Raw genomic sequence first — 16,134 nt, 5'->3', positions numbered from 1 at the left:
GAAGCAAGCCCCGATAGCTCAGTCGGCAGAGCGTCTCCATGGTAAGGAGAAGGTCTAGGGTTCGATTCCCTATCGGGGCTCTGGTTCTGAGGCGAGGTGGTCACTGATCAGTGACCACCTGCTTTGGTCCCTTAGCGGGGTAGCTCAGGTGGTTAGAGCACACGACTCATAATCGTGGTGTCGCGGGTTCGAGTCCCGCCCTCGCTACTGACGCGATTTCAGGTAGCCGCCTGAAATCGCGTATTCTTTTGTCTCGATGCGTCTCGCCCCGGAGACCTCGTATCTGCGCATATCTCGAGCTGAAAGTCAGGTAGCCCCGTGGCCAGCAAGTCCACTGACGTCCGTCCGAAGATCACGCTTGCTTGTGTGGACTGCAAGGACCGGAATTACATCACTAAGAAGAACCGTCGGAACGACCCCGACCGTCTTGAGATGAACAAGTACTGCCCGAAGTGCCACAAGCACACGGCACACCGAGAGACCCGCTGAACCACTTCAGCTAAACGTCTTTGGCGGTCGCACCTTCTGGTGCGACCGCCAAAGACATTCTTCGGGTGTTCTAGGCTGACCGATATGGCTGTGAACTCCGATTTCGAGGGCCGGACCTACGACCCGAGCCCGCCTTTCCTCATCGGGCGGGAGGCCGTACGAGATTTTGCTCGTGCAGTCGGCGCGCGATCCCCTTTGCATCATGAGGTAGAAGCCGCCCGAGCAGCTGGTTATCGAGACGTGGTCGCGCCTCCCACTTATGCCGTGGTCATCGCGCAGCGATGCGAAGCGCAATACATCACCGATCCGCAGGCCGGGATCGATTTCTCCAGAGTGGTCCACGCCGAAGAGCGTTTTGAGATGTCTTCCCCACTGGTCGCTGGAGATGAGGTGACAGCGGTTCTCCACGTTGATCGAGCGCGCATGGTTCGGGGGAATGGGATGGTCACGACCCGTTGTGAGCTATTTGTCGAAGGCATCCGTGTAGGAGATGTCGTTTCCATGATGCTTGTCCGAGCGGAGGAAACCTCATGACGTTGTCGAAGGTGTCACAGCTGACAGTGGGGGATTGTCTAGGGCCGCTGAAGGTCACTGTCGATCGTGAACGACTGGTCGCCTACGCTGCGGCAAGTGGTGACCATAATCGCATTCATTGGGATGAACAGTTCGCACGGTCGGTGGGCTTACCGGATGTGATCGCTCACGGCATGTGGACCATGGGAGCTGCCGTCGAGGTGCTCAGTACGCTGATGGTCGATCCGTCTGTGGTCAGGAGTTACAGCACGAAGTTCGTGGCTCCTGTCGTCGTTCCGCCCTCAGGCGTTGTAGAGATCGTGGCGACTGGACAGGTGAAGGAGGTCACTGCGTGTGGCGTGGTGATTGAGCTCGAAGTCCGGTGTGGCCAGGAGAAAGTGCTCTCGAGGACGAGAGTGGTATTGGCTTCCGACCAGGAGAAGGCTGGGAACTGATGGATGCACAAGCCGATGTCGAGCTGGCGCTTCTGACGACAATGCGGGTGGGTGGTCCTGCTCGCAGGCTCGTCTCGGCTCGGTCAGCGGAGGAGATCATTTCCGCAGTACAGAAAGCAGATCGGGATTCCGAGCGTGTCCTGCTACTTTCTGGCGGCTCAAATCTGTTGATCGGGGACGCCGGATTCGACGGCACAGTCGTCAGGGTTCTTTCAAACGGGGTATCTGTGGAGGAAGCGGACGCCGACACGGTCCTGGTCCAAGTAGCTGCAGGTGAGTCCTGGGGGACCTTTGTGGACCGCGCTGTCACCGAAGGATGGTCCGGGGTTGAATCCTTGGCTGGCATTCCGGGGATGGTGGGTGCGACTCCGGTGCAGAACGTTGGCGCCTATGGCCAGGATGTGTCGCAGACCATCGAGAAAGTGCGGGCATGGGACCGACGCTCGGGGAAGGTTGAAGAACTCTCCAACGAGGAGTGCAACTTCAGCTATCGAAACAGTCGGTTTAAACACTCGGACCGATACGTGGTTTTGGACGTATTTTTCAGACTGGAGCGGAGTCGCCTGTCTCAGCCGCTGGCCTATGCAGACCTGACTAAAGGTCTGGACGCGGTCCAAGGGGACCGGCGGGATCTCACCGAGGTGCGTGAGGCCGTGCTGGCGCAGCGTCGGATGCGCGGTATGTTGCTCGATCTCGCAGACCATGACACGTGGAGCTGTGGTTCGTTCTTCATGAATCCGGTGCTCTCCGAGGACGAGTTCGAGGCTCTGTCCCGAAAAGCCGCGGGATCGGAGCGCTACTCCTCTGTGCCGCGTTTTCCGTCAGGGGCAGGGCAGATCAAAACTAGCGCGGCGTGGTTGATTGCTCAGGCCGGATTCGGTAAGGGACACGGGCTTCCTGGGCCCGCTGCACTATCGACCAAACATGTGCTGGCGGTGACGAACCGTGGGCAGGCGCGAGCCGCGGATGTGATTGCACTCGCTAGGCAGGTCCGGGAAGGGGTCCAGGGCGCCTTCGGAGTCACGCTCGTGAACGAACCGATCATGGTGGGGCTGTCTCTGTGACCTCTTGAACCCGGTTACGGGGTGCCTGGTTGGCCAGTCAGGCATGTGTTCACGTATGCTCTACCCTCGGACGCACTTACGAAGCTTTTCCAAGTGCTCCTTCAAGGTATTTGACATCTTGTAGGAGCCGCTGGATGGTGGGGTAAGAAAGTCCATAGGGCAGTGGCTCAATTGGCAGAGCACCGGTCTCCAAAACCGGCGGTTGGGGGTTCGAGTCCCTCCTGCCCTGCGGTGACGTGTCGAGTCGATCATCTTGGTGGATCCGGCACTGATTCAGGACAACACTTCACATAAGTACCCGCCACCGGCGCCACAGCACTGCATGCGCTGTGGCGCCGATCAGCGCAGGAGATGAGAACGGTGGCCGACGACAGCCTGACAGGCGCCTCGCGCTCCGCTTCTTCGCGTTCTGATAAGCGGAAATCGGGTCAGCGTAGAGGTGTGTTCGCAGCGATCGGCCTCTTCATCCGGCAGATCCTGGACGAACTGAGCAAGGTTGTCAGACCTACTCGTTCGGAATGGGCTACCTACACGACTGTGGTCATCATTTTTGTCGTGGTGATCATGCTTTTCGTCTTCGGGATGGACACGCTCTTCACCAAGCTTGTCTTCTGGGTGTTTGCGGGTAAAGATTCTTAGCTGTTTCCCCAGCTCTGTTACGACCCCGGCATTTGATGTCGGCCGCTAGCACAGGAAAGGTCATCGACGTGTCTGATCAGTGGACTTCCGACGTTTCGGAAGACCGGGCCGACCCCATCAGGGTCACCTCCGATGCCGAGGAGCCCGCTCTCGCACAATCAGCGGCTGGGACCGATGCAGTAGCTGCAACGGAGACCGACTCGGTAGATGCTCCTGTCGACTCTGACGAGAGCCAAGCCATGGACGAGCTACGTGCCATGCTGCGAGGACAGGCCGGCGATTGGTATGTGGTCCACAGCTACGCTGGTTATGAGAACCGGGTGAAGGCCAACCTCGAGCAGCGAGCTCAGTCCCTCAACATGGAGGACTACATCTTCCAGGTCGAGGTGCCGATGGAACAGGTCACCGAGATTAAAAACGGACAGAAGAAGCTGGTGCGTCGGGTACGTATGCCCGGTTACGTGCTCGTCCGGATGGATCTCACCGATGAGAGCTGGGGCACAGTCCGGCACACCCCTGGGGTAACTGGGTTCGTTGGAAATGCTTATTCTCCGGTGCCGCTCAGCCTGGACGAAGTCTTCTCGATGCTGGCTCCCTCGATCGAGGAAGAGCCCAAGGTCGGGGCTGCCAAACCTGCGCCGAAGGTCGTGACAGACGCGAGCGCTGTGGACTTCGAGGTCGGGGAATCCGTCACGGTGATGGAGGGTCCCTTCGAGACGATGCCTGCCACCATTTCCGAGGTCATTCCGGAGACACAAAAACTAAAGGTTCTGGTTTCGATCTTCGGTCGTGAAACTCCCGTCGAGCTTTCGTTCAACCAGGTCGCGAAGATCTGATAGAGGACGAAGAACACAGGTGCGGTACCGCCGTACCTTCATGCAACCAGGTCATCGCCCACGGCGTAGGCCTACAACACTGAGAAGGACAGATCGATATGCCTCCCAAGAAGAAGGTATCCGGTTACATCAAGCTTCAGATCCAGGCTGGCCAGGCCACCCCGGCGCCCCCGGTGGGTCCGGCGTTGGGTCAGCATGGTGTCAACATCATGGAGTTCGTCAAGGCGTACAATGCTGCGACGGAGGCCCAGCGTGGCAGCGTGATCCCCGTTGAGATCACCGTCTACGAAGACCGCTCCTTCACCTTCGTCACCAAGACGCCTCCGGCCGCTGAGATGATCAAGAAGGCTGCTGGCATTGCGAAGGGCTCTGGAGAGCCGCACAAGAACAAGGTTGCCAACCTGACGCAGGACCAGGTCAGGGAGATCGCTCAACAGAAGATGGTCGATCTCAACGCGAACGACATTGATCAGGCTATGAAGATCATCGCAGGTACAGCTCGTTCTATGGGCGTCACGGTCGAATGACCTCTTAGTGTTCCCTTGCTTCTCTCGTCATCTGCGGTGTGAGGCAAGGAAACACTGCTTTGGAGCTGACCGCCGTTAGTAGAGCTTCTGAGGCTACCTCGACAGAAATTGTCGTTGTAGGAACTCTGGTTTATCGCGGATCAGCCCACACCAGTGGAAGGGCAGCGCTAGCCCGCACCACGTTTTCCTTTCGAAATGATCCAAGGAGAAGTCATGAAGCGCAGCAAGTCTTACCGCGCAGCAGCGGAAAAGATCTCGGCTGATCGGCTGTACGCACCGCTGGCAGCTGTGCGTCTGGCCAAGGAGACCAGCACGACCAAGTACGACGCCACTGTCGAGGTTGCACTTCGGTTGGGTGTCGACCCTCGTAAGGCTGACCAGATGGTGCGAGGCACGGTCAACCTGCCTCACGGGACGGGTAAGACCGCTCGGGTTCTCGTTTTCGCCACTGGCGCGAACGCAGAAGCAGCCAAGGAAGCTGGAGCAGACTACGTCGGATCAGACGAGCTGCTTACCAAGATCCAGGGTGGCTGGCTTGATTTCGACGCGGTGGTCGCGACCCCGGACCTCATGGGTAAGGTCGGTCGCCTCGGTAAGGTTCTGGGCCCGCGCGGCTTGATGCCTAACCCGAAGACCGGAACGGTGACGATGGATGTTGCCAAGGCTGTGACCGACATCAAGGGCGGAAAGATCGAGTTCCGCGTGGACAAGCACAGTAACCTCCACTTCATCATCGGAAAGACCTCTTTCTCCGAGGAGGCCCTGGTCGAGAACTACGCTGCGGCGATGGAGGAGATTCTTCGTCTGAAGCCTTCCGCCAGCAAGGGCCGTTACATCACCAAGGCCACGATGTCGACCACGATGGGCCCGGGCATCCCGCTGGACTCGTCGAAGACTCGTAGCTTGATGGACGAGGACCAGTCCAACGGCTGATCTGTTTTTCTTGATTGTTGGAGGGGCTCGCTCATCGGATCCGATGAGCGAGCCCCTCCAACAGTAAGTGGAGAGCTCTTTAGCTAGATCAGATTTGGTTGCTGGGACTGTTCTTAGTAGAATTCATTTCGACCCATGACCGCCGGTTGCTGCCTTTCAGGTTAATTCTGAAGGCAGCCGAAGGCCCCTGAACAGCGATTTAGGGTGTCCGGCGCAGGCCACGATATGCGAAGGTGACGTTTTTGCGTTCCTTTAGGCTCCCGTGACTTGCGCCGGGAGCCTTTTTTCGTGGGGCTGCTGGGTGCCGGCACACCAGGAGAAGGAGGCCCCATGGCAACGCCGCAGAAGCAGGCAGCCATCGCCGAACTCAGGGACAAGTTCCGTGAGTCCGATGCGGCCGTTCTCACGGAGTACCGCGGTCTGACCGTGGCCCAGCTCAAGGAGCTGCGGAACTCGCTGCGTGAAAACGGAACGTACTCCGTGGTGAAGAACACGCTCACCGACATCGCTGCCAAGGAAGCCGGGGTCACGGCGTTCGAGGGCAAGATGACGGGGCCCTCTGCGATCGCCTTCATCACGGGCGACCCGGTGGAAGCTGCCAAGAGTCTGCGTGACTTCGCCAAGGCGAACCCTCTCCTCGTCATCAAGGGCGGTTACCTCGACGGTAAGACGCTCTCGGCCGAGGAGATCAATAAGCTCGCGGACCTCGAGTCCCGCGAGGTGCTGCTGGCCAAGCTGGCAGGCGCCATGAAGGCGTCGCTCAGCCAGGCTGTCTACCTCTTCGCCGCACCGCTGTCGCAGGCTGCACGTACTGTCGACGCGCTGCGCGCGAAGGTCGAGGCCGAGGGGCCTGTCTCCTCGGCTGCGGCAGGGGAGACGCAGGACACCCCGGCCTCTGCAGATGTAGAGGCCACCGCCGACGTCGCCGAGGGTGGCGACGCGAGCTGAACCCATTCGGGTCGCAGTTCATTTCCACACATAGCCACTCACGGCAGAAGCAAGGAAGGAAGCCATCATGGCCAAGCTCAGCACTGAAGAGCTCCTCGACGCGTTCAAGGAGATGACCCTGATCGAGCTCTCTGAGTTCGTCAAGGCCTTCGAGGAGACCTTCGAGGTCACCGCAGCCGCTCCGATGGCGATGGCAATGGCCCCCGCTGCTGGAGGCGACGCTGGCGCTGCTGCAGAGGAGGAGAAGGATGAGTTCGACGTCATCCTGACCGCCGCTGGTGACAAGAAGATCCAGGTCATCAAGGAGGTGCGCGCCCTGACGAGCCTCGGCCTGAAGGAAGCCAAGGACCTCGTTGACGGTGCGCCGAAGCCGGTTCTGGAGAAGGTTGACAAGGACGCTGCGGAGAAGGCCAAGGCTGCCCTTGAGGGCGCTGGCGCCTCCGTCGAGCTCAAGTGATCGCGGCCCCGTAGAAGCGGGGCTGTGAGCACAGTTCGCTGGTATCAGCGAACGTTAGTTTGTGATATCAAAGGCGGGCCAGATCTCTTCGGAGATCTGGCCCGCCTTTGTGGTGGATCTTGACGTGTGACCAACTGCAGTGCATTCTCATGAGCACAATGGCTTGCAGTCATCTCCTGTCAGGTCCATGCTCTGCGTGGGCTTGGCGGCCTGTAGTAGCCAGCGGGATCGGTTGCCTGTGAATGGATTAGACTTGCGGCTTCTGTATCGGTATGCTGTTGATTTGCGCTGCCCATTTCTATATGGTTGACGATGCGCGTGCGATCCTGTGACCGATTCAGGCAAGAGCCTTGAGCAGTGGCTTATGCCAGGTCGAAGCAGGTTCACGTGGCGTGTCGGGGTGAGCGTGGAAACCGCCTATCGTGACAAAGGCCCGTGGAAGGACCCTCCTTGGCTGCCTCGCGCATTGCGAACCAGAAGATGTCCACCGCACTCACCGCTTCCGGCCGGGTGTCGTTCGCCAAGATCCGTGAGCCGCTCGAGGTCCCTGACCTCTTGGCCCTGCAGACCGAGAGCTTTGACTGGCTGCTCGGGAACGAGCGGTGGCAGGCACGTGTCGAGGACGCGATCGAAGCTGGCCGTAACGACGTGCCTGAGCGTTCTGGACTGGAGGAGATCTTCGAGGAGATCTCCCCGATCGAAGACTTCGCAGGATCGATGTCCCTGTCCTTCCGGGACCATCGTTTCGAAGAGCAGAAGTACTCCATTGAAGAGTGCAAAGAACGCGACATGACTTACAGCGCACCGCTGTTCGTCACTGCTGAGTTCATGAATAACAACACTGGCGAGATCAAGAGCCAGACGGTGTTCATGGGCGACTTCCCGCTCATGACAGATCGCGGAACTTTCGTGATCAATGGCACTGAACGAGTGGTGGTCAGCCAGCTGGTGCGTAGCCCTGGCGTCTATTTCGAGCAATCTGTCGACAAGACCTCAGACAAGGACATCTTCTCTGCCAAGGTCATCCCGAGCAGGGGTGCTTGGCTTGAGTTCGAGATCGACAAACGCGACATGGTCGGTGTACGCGTGGACCGGAAGCGTAAGCAATCGGTCACGGTCTTGTTGAAAGCCCTGGGCTGGACAGATGCTCAGATTCTGGAGACCTTCGGAGAATACGAGTCGATGCGACTCACTCTGGAGAAGGACCACACCGCAGGCCAGGACGAGGCTCTGCTTGACATCTACCGCAAGCTGCGGCCGGGTGAGCCCCCGACACGGGAAGCGGCTCAGGCTCTTCTGGACAATCTCTACTTCAACCCGAAGCGTTATGACCTTGCCAAGGTCGGGCGGTACAAGCTCAGCAAGAAGCTCGGGATCGACGCTGACCTGTCTTCGTCTACCTTGACCGTGGACGACGTGGTGGCGACCATCCGCTACCTCGTCGCATTGCACGCGGGAGAGACGTCCCTGAAGGGTGTTCGGCATGGCGCTGAAGTTGACGTCCGTGTTGAGGTCGACGACATTGACCACTTCGGAAACCGTCGTCTGCGCAACGTTGGCGAGTTGATCCAGAACCAGGTTCGTACGGGACTTTCCCGTATGGAGCGGGTTGTGCGTGAGCGTATGACGACGCAGGACGTCGAAGCGATCACGCCGCAGACCCTGATCAACATTCGGCCGGTCGTCGCCTCCATCAAGGAGTTCTTCGGAACCAGCCAGTTGTCGCAGTTCATGGACCAGAACAATCCCTTGGCTGGGCTCACCCACAAGCGTCGTCTTTCTGCGCTGGGTCCGGGCGGTCTGTCACGTGACCGCGCGGGTATGGAGGTCCGTGACGTCCACTCCTCGCACTACGGCCGTATGTGCCCGATCGAGACCCCTGAAGGTCCGAACATCGGTCTGATCGGTTCTCTTGCTTCCTACGGGCGGATCAATCCCTTTGGATTTATCGAGACGCCGTACCGCAAGGTGGTCGAAGGACAGGTCAGCGACGAGGTGCATTACCTGTCTGCAGACGAGGAGGACGAGTTCGTCATCGCGCAGGCGAATGCGCCGCTCACGGAGGACGGGCACTTCGCGGAGGAACGGGTTCTCGTCCGGACTAAGGGTGGAGAAGCAATCGACGTCCCGGGCGGGGAAGTCGACTACATGGATGTTTCTGCACGTCAGATGGTTTCCGCCGCCACAGCCCTGATTCCCTTCCTCGAGCACGACGATGCGAACCGCGCGCTCATGGGAGCGAACATGCAGCGCCAGGCGGTTCCGCTCGTCCGTAGCGAGGCGCCACTGGTTGGTACAGGAATGGAGTTCCGAGCGGCTCTTGACTCCGGGGACGTCGTCCGGGTGAAGCAGGGCTGCGTGGTCGAGTCGGTTGCTGCGGACATGGTGACCGTGGCCAATGACGACGGCACCCACCAGACCTATCGCATTGCGAAGTTCATGCGTTCTAACCAGGGCACGTGTTACAACCAGCGCGTGGTGGTCAGCGAGGGCCAGCGGCTCGAAGCCGGCGCTGTTGTCGCTGATGGCCCGGCCACTGATGGTGGCGAGATGAGCCTCGGACGGAACCTCCTCGTGGCCTTCATGCCCTGGGAAGGTCTCAACTACGAAGACGCGATTATCCTTTCGCAGCGACTGGTGCAGGACGATGTCCTGTCCTCGATTCACATCGAGGAGCACGAGATCGATGCTCGCGACACCAAGCTGGGGCCAGAGGAGATCACTCGTGATATTCCGAACGTTTCCGAGGATGTTCTGGCTGATCTCGATGAACGCGGCATTATCCGTATCGGTGCAGAGGTCCGGGACGGAGACCTGCTGGTTGGCAAGGTCACTCCCAAGGGAGAAACTGAGCTGACTCCGGAAGAGCGCCTGTTGCGCGCCATCTTCGGTGAGAAAGCTCGCGAGGTGCGTGACACCTCGTTGAAGGTCCCTCACGGAGAGACCGGGACCGTTATCCACGTCAAGGTCTTCGACCGTGAAGATGGGGACGAACTTCCTCCGGGCGTCAACCAGCTGGTACGGGTCTATGTGGCGAACCGTCGCAAGATCACCGATGGGGACAAGCTCGCAGGCCGTCACGGGAACAAGGGCGTTATCTCGAAGATCGTCCCGGTGGAAGATATGCCGTTCCTTGAGGACGGAACATCGGTTGACGTGATCCTGAACCCGCTGGGTGTTCCTGGCCGAATGAATATCGGGCAGGTCATGGAGCTTCACCTGGGGTGGGCTGCCAGCAGGGGCTGGAAGATCGAGGGCGAGCCCGAGTGGGCTATGAACATCGCGGATGAGGTCCGGGAAGTTGCACCCGGTACCCGGGTCGCGACGCCAGTGTTCGACGGCGCCCGTGAAGATGAGATCACTGGCCTACTCGACTCGACGCTGCCGACGCGTGATGGCGTGCGACTCATCGGCGCTTCCGGGAAAGCGCGTTTGTTCGACGGGCGCTCCGGCGAGCCTTTCCCTGCTCCGATCTCAGTCGGCTACATGTACATCCTGAAGTTGCACCACCTGGTGGATGACAAGATCCACGCACGCAGCACGGGTCCGTACTCGATGATCACTCAGCAGCCTCTCGGAGGAAAGGCCCAGTTCGGTGGCCAGCGTTTCGGTGAGATGGAAGTCTGGGCGTTGGAAGCTTATGGGGCCGCTTACGCCCTGCAGGAGCTTTTGACGATCAAGTCTGATGACGTGACTGGCCGTGTGAAGGTCTACGAAGCCATCGTCAAGGGGGAGAACATCCCCGAGCCGGGTATCCCCGAGTCGTTCAAGGTGCTGATCAAGGAAATGCAGAGCCTCTGTTTGAACGTAGAGGTTCTGTCCTCCGATGGTTCCCACATCGACCTGCGTGAGCCTGACCAGGAGGTGTTCCGAGCTGCTGAAGAGCTTGGCATCGACTTGTCCCGGCGTGAACCTAGCAGCGTCGAAGAGGTATAGGGCGGTTTGCCCTCGCGTCCAGCTGCGGTCGGTAGCTGAAAATGCTTCCGACCGCAGCGAGGGAGCCGGAATGTTATCCGGTTCCCGGAATATGCGGGGTTAGCTCAGCTAAGTCTGAGTAGCTCTGCATCACAAGACATCTAGACGAACTTACGGAACGTAAGCGAGGAGCACTAAGTGCTGGACGTTAACTTCTTCGACGAGTTGCGCATCGGGCTGGCAAGCGCCGACGACATCCGGGCCTGGAGCCACGGTGAGGTCAAGAAGCCGGAGACCATCAACTACCGCACTCTGAAGCCGGAGAAGGACGGGCTCTTCTGCGAGAAGATCTTCGGCCCGACCCGGGACTGGGAGTGCTACTGCGGTAAGTACAAGCGTGTCCGCTTCAAAGGCATCATCTGTGAACGCTGTGGCGTGGAAGTGACCCGCTCCGGCGTACGTCGTGAGCGGATGGGACATATTGAGCTCGCTGCTCCGGTGACTCATATCTGGTACTTCAAGGGTGTACCGAGCCGGTTGGGTTATCTTCTCGACCTGGCACCGAAGGACCTGGAAAAGGTCATCTACTTCGCTGCCTACATGATCACCTCGGTTGACGAGGAGGGGCGGCATCGTGATCTGCCCAGCCTTGAAGCTCAGCTGCAGTCCGAGAAGAAGGTCATCGAGAATCAGCGTGACGCCGATATCGAGAACCGCGCTCGGAAACTGGAGAGTGACCTGGCCGAGCTGGAGGCAGAGGGCGCTAAGGGAGACGTTCGTCGAAAGGTTCGCGAGGGTGCGGAACGTGAGATGAATAATCTCCGCAAGCGCGCGGACGCCCAGGTCGAGCGGCTCGAGCAGGTGTGGGACAGGTTCAAGAACCTCAAGGTCCAAGACCTGGAGGGCGACGAGATCCTCTACCGTGAAATGCGCGATCGCTATGGCATGTACTTCGAGGGTGGGATGGGAGCAGCCGCACTTCAGAAGCGGCTCGAGACCTTCGACCTCGAGCTCGAAGCGCAGCTGCTGAGGGAGATCATTGCCACAGGTAAAGGACAGCGTAAGACTCGGGCGCTGAAGCGGCTGCGGGTGGTCACTGCTTTCCAGACGACGGGAAACTCCCCGGTGTCGATGGTGCTCGATTGCGTTCCTGTGATTCCTCCGGACCTGCGTCCTATGGTCCAGCTTGATGGCGGACGCTTTGCCACATCGGATCTCAACGACCTTTACCGGCGGGTTATCAACCGGAACAACCGGCTGAAGCGCCTTTTGGATCTCGGCGCGCCTGAGATCATCGTGAACAATGAGAAGCGGATGCTTCAGGAAGCTGTCGACGCGCTCTTCGACAACGGACGTCGTGGGCGTCCGGTGACAGGACCGGGCAACAGGCCTCTGAAGTCCTTGTCCGACATGCTGAAGGGTAAGCAGGGGCGTTTCCGTCAGAACCTGCTCGGTAAGCGCGTTGACTACTCAGGTCGTTCGGTCATCGTGGTCGGCCCCCAGCTGAAGTTGCACCAGTGCGGTCTGCCTAAGCAGATGGCTTTGGAACTCTTCAAGCCGTTCGTGATGAAGCGATTGGTCGACCTCGACCACGCGCAGAACATCAAGAGTGCTAAGCGCATGGTTGAGCGGGCACGGCCGGTGGTGTGGGATGTCCTCGAAGAGGTCATCACCGAACACCCGGTCCTGCTCAACCGTGCTCCCACTCTGCACCGACTCGGTATCCAGGCCTTTGAACCTCAACTGGTTGAAGGAAAAGCCGTTCAGATTCACCCGTTGGTCTGTTCTGCGTTCAACGCGGACTTCGACGGCGACCAGATGGCTGTTCACGTGCCGTTGTCTTCGGAGGCGCAAGCTGAAGCGCGCATTCTCATGTTGTCCAGCAACAACATCCTTAAGCCGGCAGATGGACGTCCGGTGACCATGCCCACACAGGACATGATCATCGGTCTGTTCCACCTGACCTGCGAAGTGCCTGAAGGTAAGGGCGCAGGGCGTGCTTTCCGCACCGAGTCTGAGGCAAGGATGGCCTTTGACGCAGGTGAGCTGGAGATCGGTTCGCCGATTACTTTGCGTGTCATGGACACCGTGCCGCCGGCTGGCGTTGAACTTCCTGAGGGAACTGAGGCCGACGAGGATGGTCGTGTCGCCAACCTGACTCTGAAAACGACGTTGGGTCGTGCGATCTTCAACCGGACGCTTCCGCTGGACTACTCCTTCGTGGATGCCCCGGTCGACAAGAAGCGGCTGTCAACGATCGTGAATGACCTCGCTGAGCGGTACAGCAAGGTGCAGGTTGCCGCGAGCCTGGACGCCTTGAAAGAGACCGGTTTCCACTGGGCCACGCGCTCGGGTACTACGGTGTCCGTCTCGGACGTGGTTACTCCGCCGCGTAAGGGGGAGATCCTTGCGGGGTACGAAGCCAAGGCAGAAAAGGTCCAGGTTCAGTACGAACGCGGCCTGATCACCGATGACGAGCGTCGCCAAGAATTGATTGAGATCTGGACCCAGGCGACCAACGAGGTTGCTAAGGAGATGGAGACTAATCTTCCTCGCACAAACCCGATCTTCCGCATGGTGTCCTCTGGTGCGCGTGGTAACTGGATGCAGCTGCGACAGATCGCTGGTATGCGAGGCCTAGTGTCTAACCCGAAGGGCGACATCATCCCGCGTCCGATTAAGTCGAACTTCCGTGAGGGTCTTTCGGTCCTCGAGTTCTTCATCTCGACTCACGGTGCTCGTAAGGGATTGGCCGATACCGCACTGCGAACTGCGGACTCCGGTTACCTGACCCGTCGTCTGGTCGATGTCTCGCAGGATGTGATCATCCGTGAGGAGGACTGTGGCACTGAGCGTGGATTGGCGATGCCGATCGCGACGAAGAACTCCGATGGCACGTTGTCGATTCATGATGATGTCGAAACCAGCGTGTACGCCCGGACTCTGGCTGAGGACATCGTCGATGCAGAGGGCGTGGTGTTGGCGGAAGCAGGCATTGACCTGGGCGATGTCGTCATTGCAGAGCTGATTGCTGCGGGTGTGGAGAAGGTGAAGGTCCGTTCGGTCTTGACCTGTGACAGCCATGTCGGCACATGTGCGCGTTGTTACGGTCGGAGCCTGGCAACCGGGAAGCTGGTCGACATCGGCGAAGCCGTCGGGATCATCGCTGCTCAGTCGATCGGTGAGCCTGGCACGCAGCTGACGATGCGTACCTTCCACACCGGTGGTGTCGCGGGTGACGACATCACGCAGGGTCTTCCGCGTGTGGTCGAGCTCTTCGAAGCACGTACCCCGAAGGGAGTGGCACCGATCGCTGAAGCGAACGGGCGGATCCAGATCGAAGAGACCGATAAGGCACGTCGAATTCTGTTGACGCCTGACGACGGATCGGAACAGCACGCTTACCCGGTGAGCAAACGTGCGCGGCTTCTGGTGACTGACGACGAACATGTCGCTGTAGGCACCAAGCTGGTCCAAGGAGCTGTGGACCCGAAACAGGTACTGCGTATCCAGGGCCCGCGTGCGGTGCAGATGCACTTGGTTGACGAAGTCCAGAACGTGTATCGCCAACAGGGTGTGTCGATCCACGACAAACACATTGAGGTCATCGTTCGTCAGATGCTCCGTCGGGTCACCATCATCGAGGCTGGCGATGCTGAGCTTCTGCCGGGTTCAATGGCTGAGCGTGGCGCTTTCGAGACAGAGAACCGTCGGGTGGTCACTGAAGGCGGGCGACCGGCTTCAGGGCGTCCTGAACTGATGGGTATCACGAAGGCCTCTCTGGCTACAGACAGCTGGTTGTCCGCGGCTTCGTTCCAAGAGACGACCCGGGTTCTCACCGACGCCGCGATCCACGGCAAGAGCGATCCGCTGTTGGGCCTGAAGGAAAACGTGATCCTCGGTAAGTTGATCCCCGCAGGAACGGGTCTTCCGAGGTATCGCAATGTCAAGGTGGAGCCGACTGAAGAGGCCAAGGCCGAGATGTATGCGATGCCGGATTACCAGCAGTACGACTACCCGGTCTTTGGCCCGGGAACTGGCGAAGCCGTTCGCTTGGACGATGCTTCGCTGGGGTTGGACAGGGACTGAACGACCGGATGATGTCCGGGATGTGCGTTTGAGATGTTCATCCCGGACATCACCGATTTCCTTGTCAACGATGACAGCGCCAGGTGCACTCGCTTGCCGCTGGCTGGAAGCAGCGAATGTTAAGTTTTCCAGTCTGCGATTTGGAGTGCAGAGGTGCACCCGGTACGCTGAAAAGGCATGTACCGGGTCCAAAGGCGATCCGGGCTGTCCTCTCGCCGGGCAGTCGACAGTACTCCGAGGCTTATCTACGCAGCCTTTGTGCACAGTCGTGGAGATGTCGAAAGTGCAGGGGAGAGCACCTGTCTAGATGATTTCATCTACACAGGATTACTAGGAAGGTCACGCAGTCTTTCTGCTGGCCGCGACGAATTGATCACGGAGAGTTTGTGCCTACCATCAACCAGCTCGTCCGCAAGGGACGGCAGGACAAGGCCAGTAAGGCCAAGACTCCTGCGCTGAAGGGCAGTCCTCAGCGACGCGGCGTTTGCACCCGCGTCTACACCACCACACCTAAGAAGCCGAACTCGGCACTGCGGAAGGTCGCTCGTGTCAAGCTGACCTCTGGCATCGAGGTTACGGCTTACATTCCCGGCGTTGGTCACAATCTGCAGGAGCACTCGATCGTGCTCGTGCGTGGCGGACGTGTGAAGGATCTCCCGGGTGTCCGCTACCGCATTATCCGTGGGTCGCTTGATACCCAGGGTGTGAAGAATCGGCAGCAGGCCCGCAGCCGTTACGGCGCGAAGAGGGAGAAGAAGTAATGCCTCGCAAAGGCCCCGCTCCGAAACGTCCCCTGGTCGTGGACCCGGTTTACGGGTCGCCGCTGGTTACCCAGCTTGTGAACAAGATTCTCCTCGACGGTAAGAAGTCGATCGCCGAACGAATCGTATACGGCGCACTCGAAGGTTGCCGTGAGAAGACCGGTACTGATCCGGTTGTCACGTTGAAGCGTGCGCTCGACAATGTGAAGCCGACACTTGAGGTTCGTAGCCGTCGTGTTGGTGGTGCGACCTATCAGGTTCCTGTCGAGGTGCGGCAGGGACGCTCCACGACGTTGGCTCTTCGTTGGCTCGTTGGCTACAGCCGTCAGCGTCGTGAGAAGACCATGACCGAACGACTCATGAACGAGATCCTCGACGCCAGCAACGGCTTGGGTGCATCCGTGAAGAAGCGTGAGGACACGCACAAGATGGCCGAATCCAACAAGGCTTTTGCGCACTACCGCTGGTAAGTACCTCGAGGCCCTGCGGCTCGCTCCTTGTGAGCCGC

14 protein-coding genes and 3 tRNA genes are annotated in these 16,134 nt (G+C 59.3%); all 17 read left to right on the top strand.

Translation table 11 applies throughout. From position 1 onward, the window contains the following. Positions 1-7: 7 nt before the first annotated feature. The 17 genes from DX923_RS09880 to rpsG all read left to right on the top strand — a co-directional run bounded on the left by DX923_RS09880 (position 8) and on the right by rpsG (position 16,096). Positions 8-80 (top strand) — tRNA-Thr (locus DX923_RS09880). Positions 81-133: 53 nt separating this feature from the next. Then, positions 134-207, top strand: a tRNA-Met gene (locus DX923_RS09875). A gap of 111 nt (positions 208-318) precedes the next feature. Further along, the gene (gene rpmG, locus DX923_RS09870) at positions 319-489 is read left to right on the top strand and encodes a 50S ribosomal protein L33 (RefSeq protein ID WP_006502836.1); all 171 of its coding nucleotides are present in this window, start codon (positions 319-321) and stop codon (positions 487-489) included. 84 nt (positions 490-573) lie between these two features. Further along, positions 574-1,023 (top strand): FAS1-like dehydratase domain-containing protein, encoded by a 450-nt coding sequence (locus tag DX923_RS09865; protein WP_116114505.1) that lies wholly within the window; start codon positions 574-576, stop codon positions 1,021-1,023. Next, the gene (locus DX923_RS09860; protein ID WP_116114503.1) at positions 1,020-1,457 is read left to right on the top strand and encodes a MaoC/PaaZ C-terminal domain-containing protein; all 438 of its coding nucleotides are present in this window, start codon (positions 1,020-1,022) and stop codon (positions 1,455-1,457) included. Before DX923_RS09865 ends, DX923_RS09860 begins: the two co-directional genes overlap by 4 nt. Then, positions 1,457-2,521 (top strand): UDP-N-acetylmuramate dehydrogenase, encoded by a 1,065-nt coding sequence (locus DX923_RS09855; protein WP_116114501.1) that lies wholly within the window; start codon positions 1,457-1,459, stop codon positions 2,519-2,521. Before DX923_RS09860 ends, DX923_RS09855 begins: the two co-directional genes overlap by 1 nt. A 156-nt stretch (positions 2,522-2,677) precedes the next feature. Beyond that, positions 2,678-2,750 (top strand) — tRNA-Trp (locus DX923_RS09850). 131 nt (positions 2,751-2,881) lie between these two features. Further along, on the top strand, positions 2,882-3,160 hold the full coding sequence (gene secE, locus DX923_RS09845) for a preprotein translocase subunit SecE (protein WP_240322587.1): 279 nt from the start codon (positions 2,882-2,884) through the stop codon (positions 3,158-3,160). Positions 3,161-3,228: 68 nt separating this feature from the next. Then, entirely contained in the window at positions 3,229-3,996 is a 768-nt protein-coding gene (nusG, locus tag DX923_RS09840; RefSeq protein ID WP_116114497.1) for a transcription termination/antitermination protein NusG, read from the top strand. A 98-nt stretch (positions 3,997-4,094) separates the two neighbouring features. Then, entirely contained in the window at positions 4,095-4,523 is a 429-nt protein-coding gene (gene rplK / locus DX923_RS09835) for a 50S ribosomal protein L11 (protein WP_116114495.1), read from the top strand. 213 nt (positions 4,524-4,736) lie between these two features. Next, positions 4,737-5,456 carry a 50S ribosomal protein L1 gene (gene rplA / locus DX923_RS09830; RefSeq protein WP_116114493.1) on the top strand — a complete coding sequence of 240 codons (720 nt, stop codon included), beginning with the start codon at positions 4,737-4,739 and terminating at the stop codon, positions 5,454-5,456. A gap of 330 nt (positions 5,457-5,786) precedes the next feature. Beyond that, positions 5,787-6,404, top strand: coding sequence for a 50S ribosomal protein L10 (rplJ, locus tag DX923_RS09825; RefSeq protein WP_116114491.1), 618 nt, complete (start codon positions 5,787-5,789; stop codon positions 6,402-6,404). Between the two features lie 67 nt (positions 6,405-6,471). Further along, complete coding sequence (gene rplL, locus DX923_RS09820) at positions 6,472-6,861, top strand: 50S ribosomal protein L7/L12 (protein WP_006502845.1); 390 nt, start codon at positions 6,472-6,474, stop codon at positions 6,859-6,861. 450 nt (positions 6,862-7,311) lie between these two features. Beyond that, the gene (rpoB, locus tag DX923_RS09815; protein WP_116116268.1) at positions 7,312-10,797 is read left to right on the top strand and encodes a DNA-directed RNA polymerase subunit beta; all 3,486 of its coding nucleotides are present in this window, start codon (positions 7,312-7,314) and stop codon (positions 10,795-10,797) included. Positions 10,798-10,974: 177 nt separating this feature from the next. Continuing rightward, positions 10,975-14,865: a DNA-directed RNA polymerase subunit beta' gene (locus tag DX923_RS09810; RefSeq protein WP_116114489.1), complete on the top strand. Its 3,891-nt coding sequence runs from the start codon at positions 10,975-10,977 to the stop codon at positions 14,863-14,865. A gap of 386 nt (positions 14,866-15,251) precedes the next feature. After that, the gene (gene rpsL / locus DX923_RS09805) at positions 15,252-15,626 is read left to right on the top strand and encodes a 30S ribosomal protein S12 (RefSeq protein WP_006502848.1); all 375 of its coding nucleotides are present in this window, start codon (positions 15,252-15,254) and stop codon (positions 15,624-15,626) included. Further along, positions 15,626-16,096, top strand: coding sequence for a 30S ribosomal protein S7 (gene rpsG, locus DX923_RS09800; protein WP_116114487.1), 471 nt, complete (start codon positions 15,626-15,628; stop codon positions 16,094-16,096). Before rpsL ends, rpsG begins: the two co-directional genes overlap by 1 nt. The last annotated feature ends 38 nt before the right edge of the window (positions 16,097-16,134 follow it).

The sequence above is a fragment of the Austwickia chelonae genome (assembly GCF_003391095.1).
GTDB lineage: Bacteria > Actinomycetota > Actinomycetes > Actinomycetales > Dermatophilaceae > Austwickia > Austwickia chelonae_A.
The sequence above is the reverse complement of the archived record's forward strand: the minus strand, read 5'-3'. Positions and strand labels throughout refer to the sequence as shown.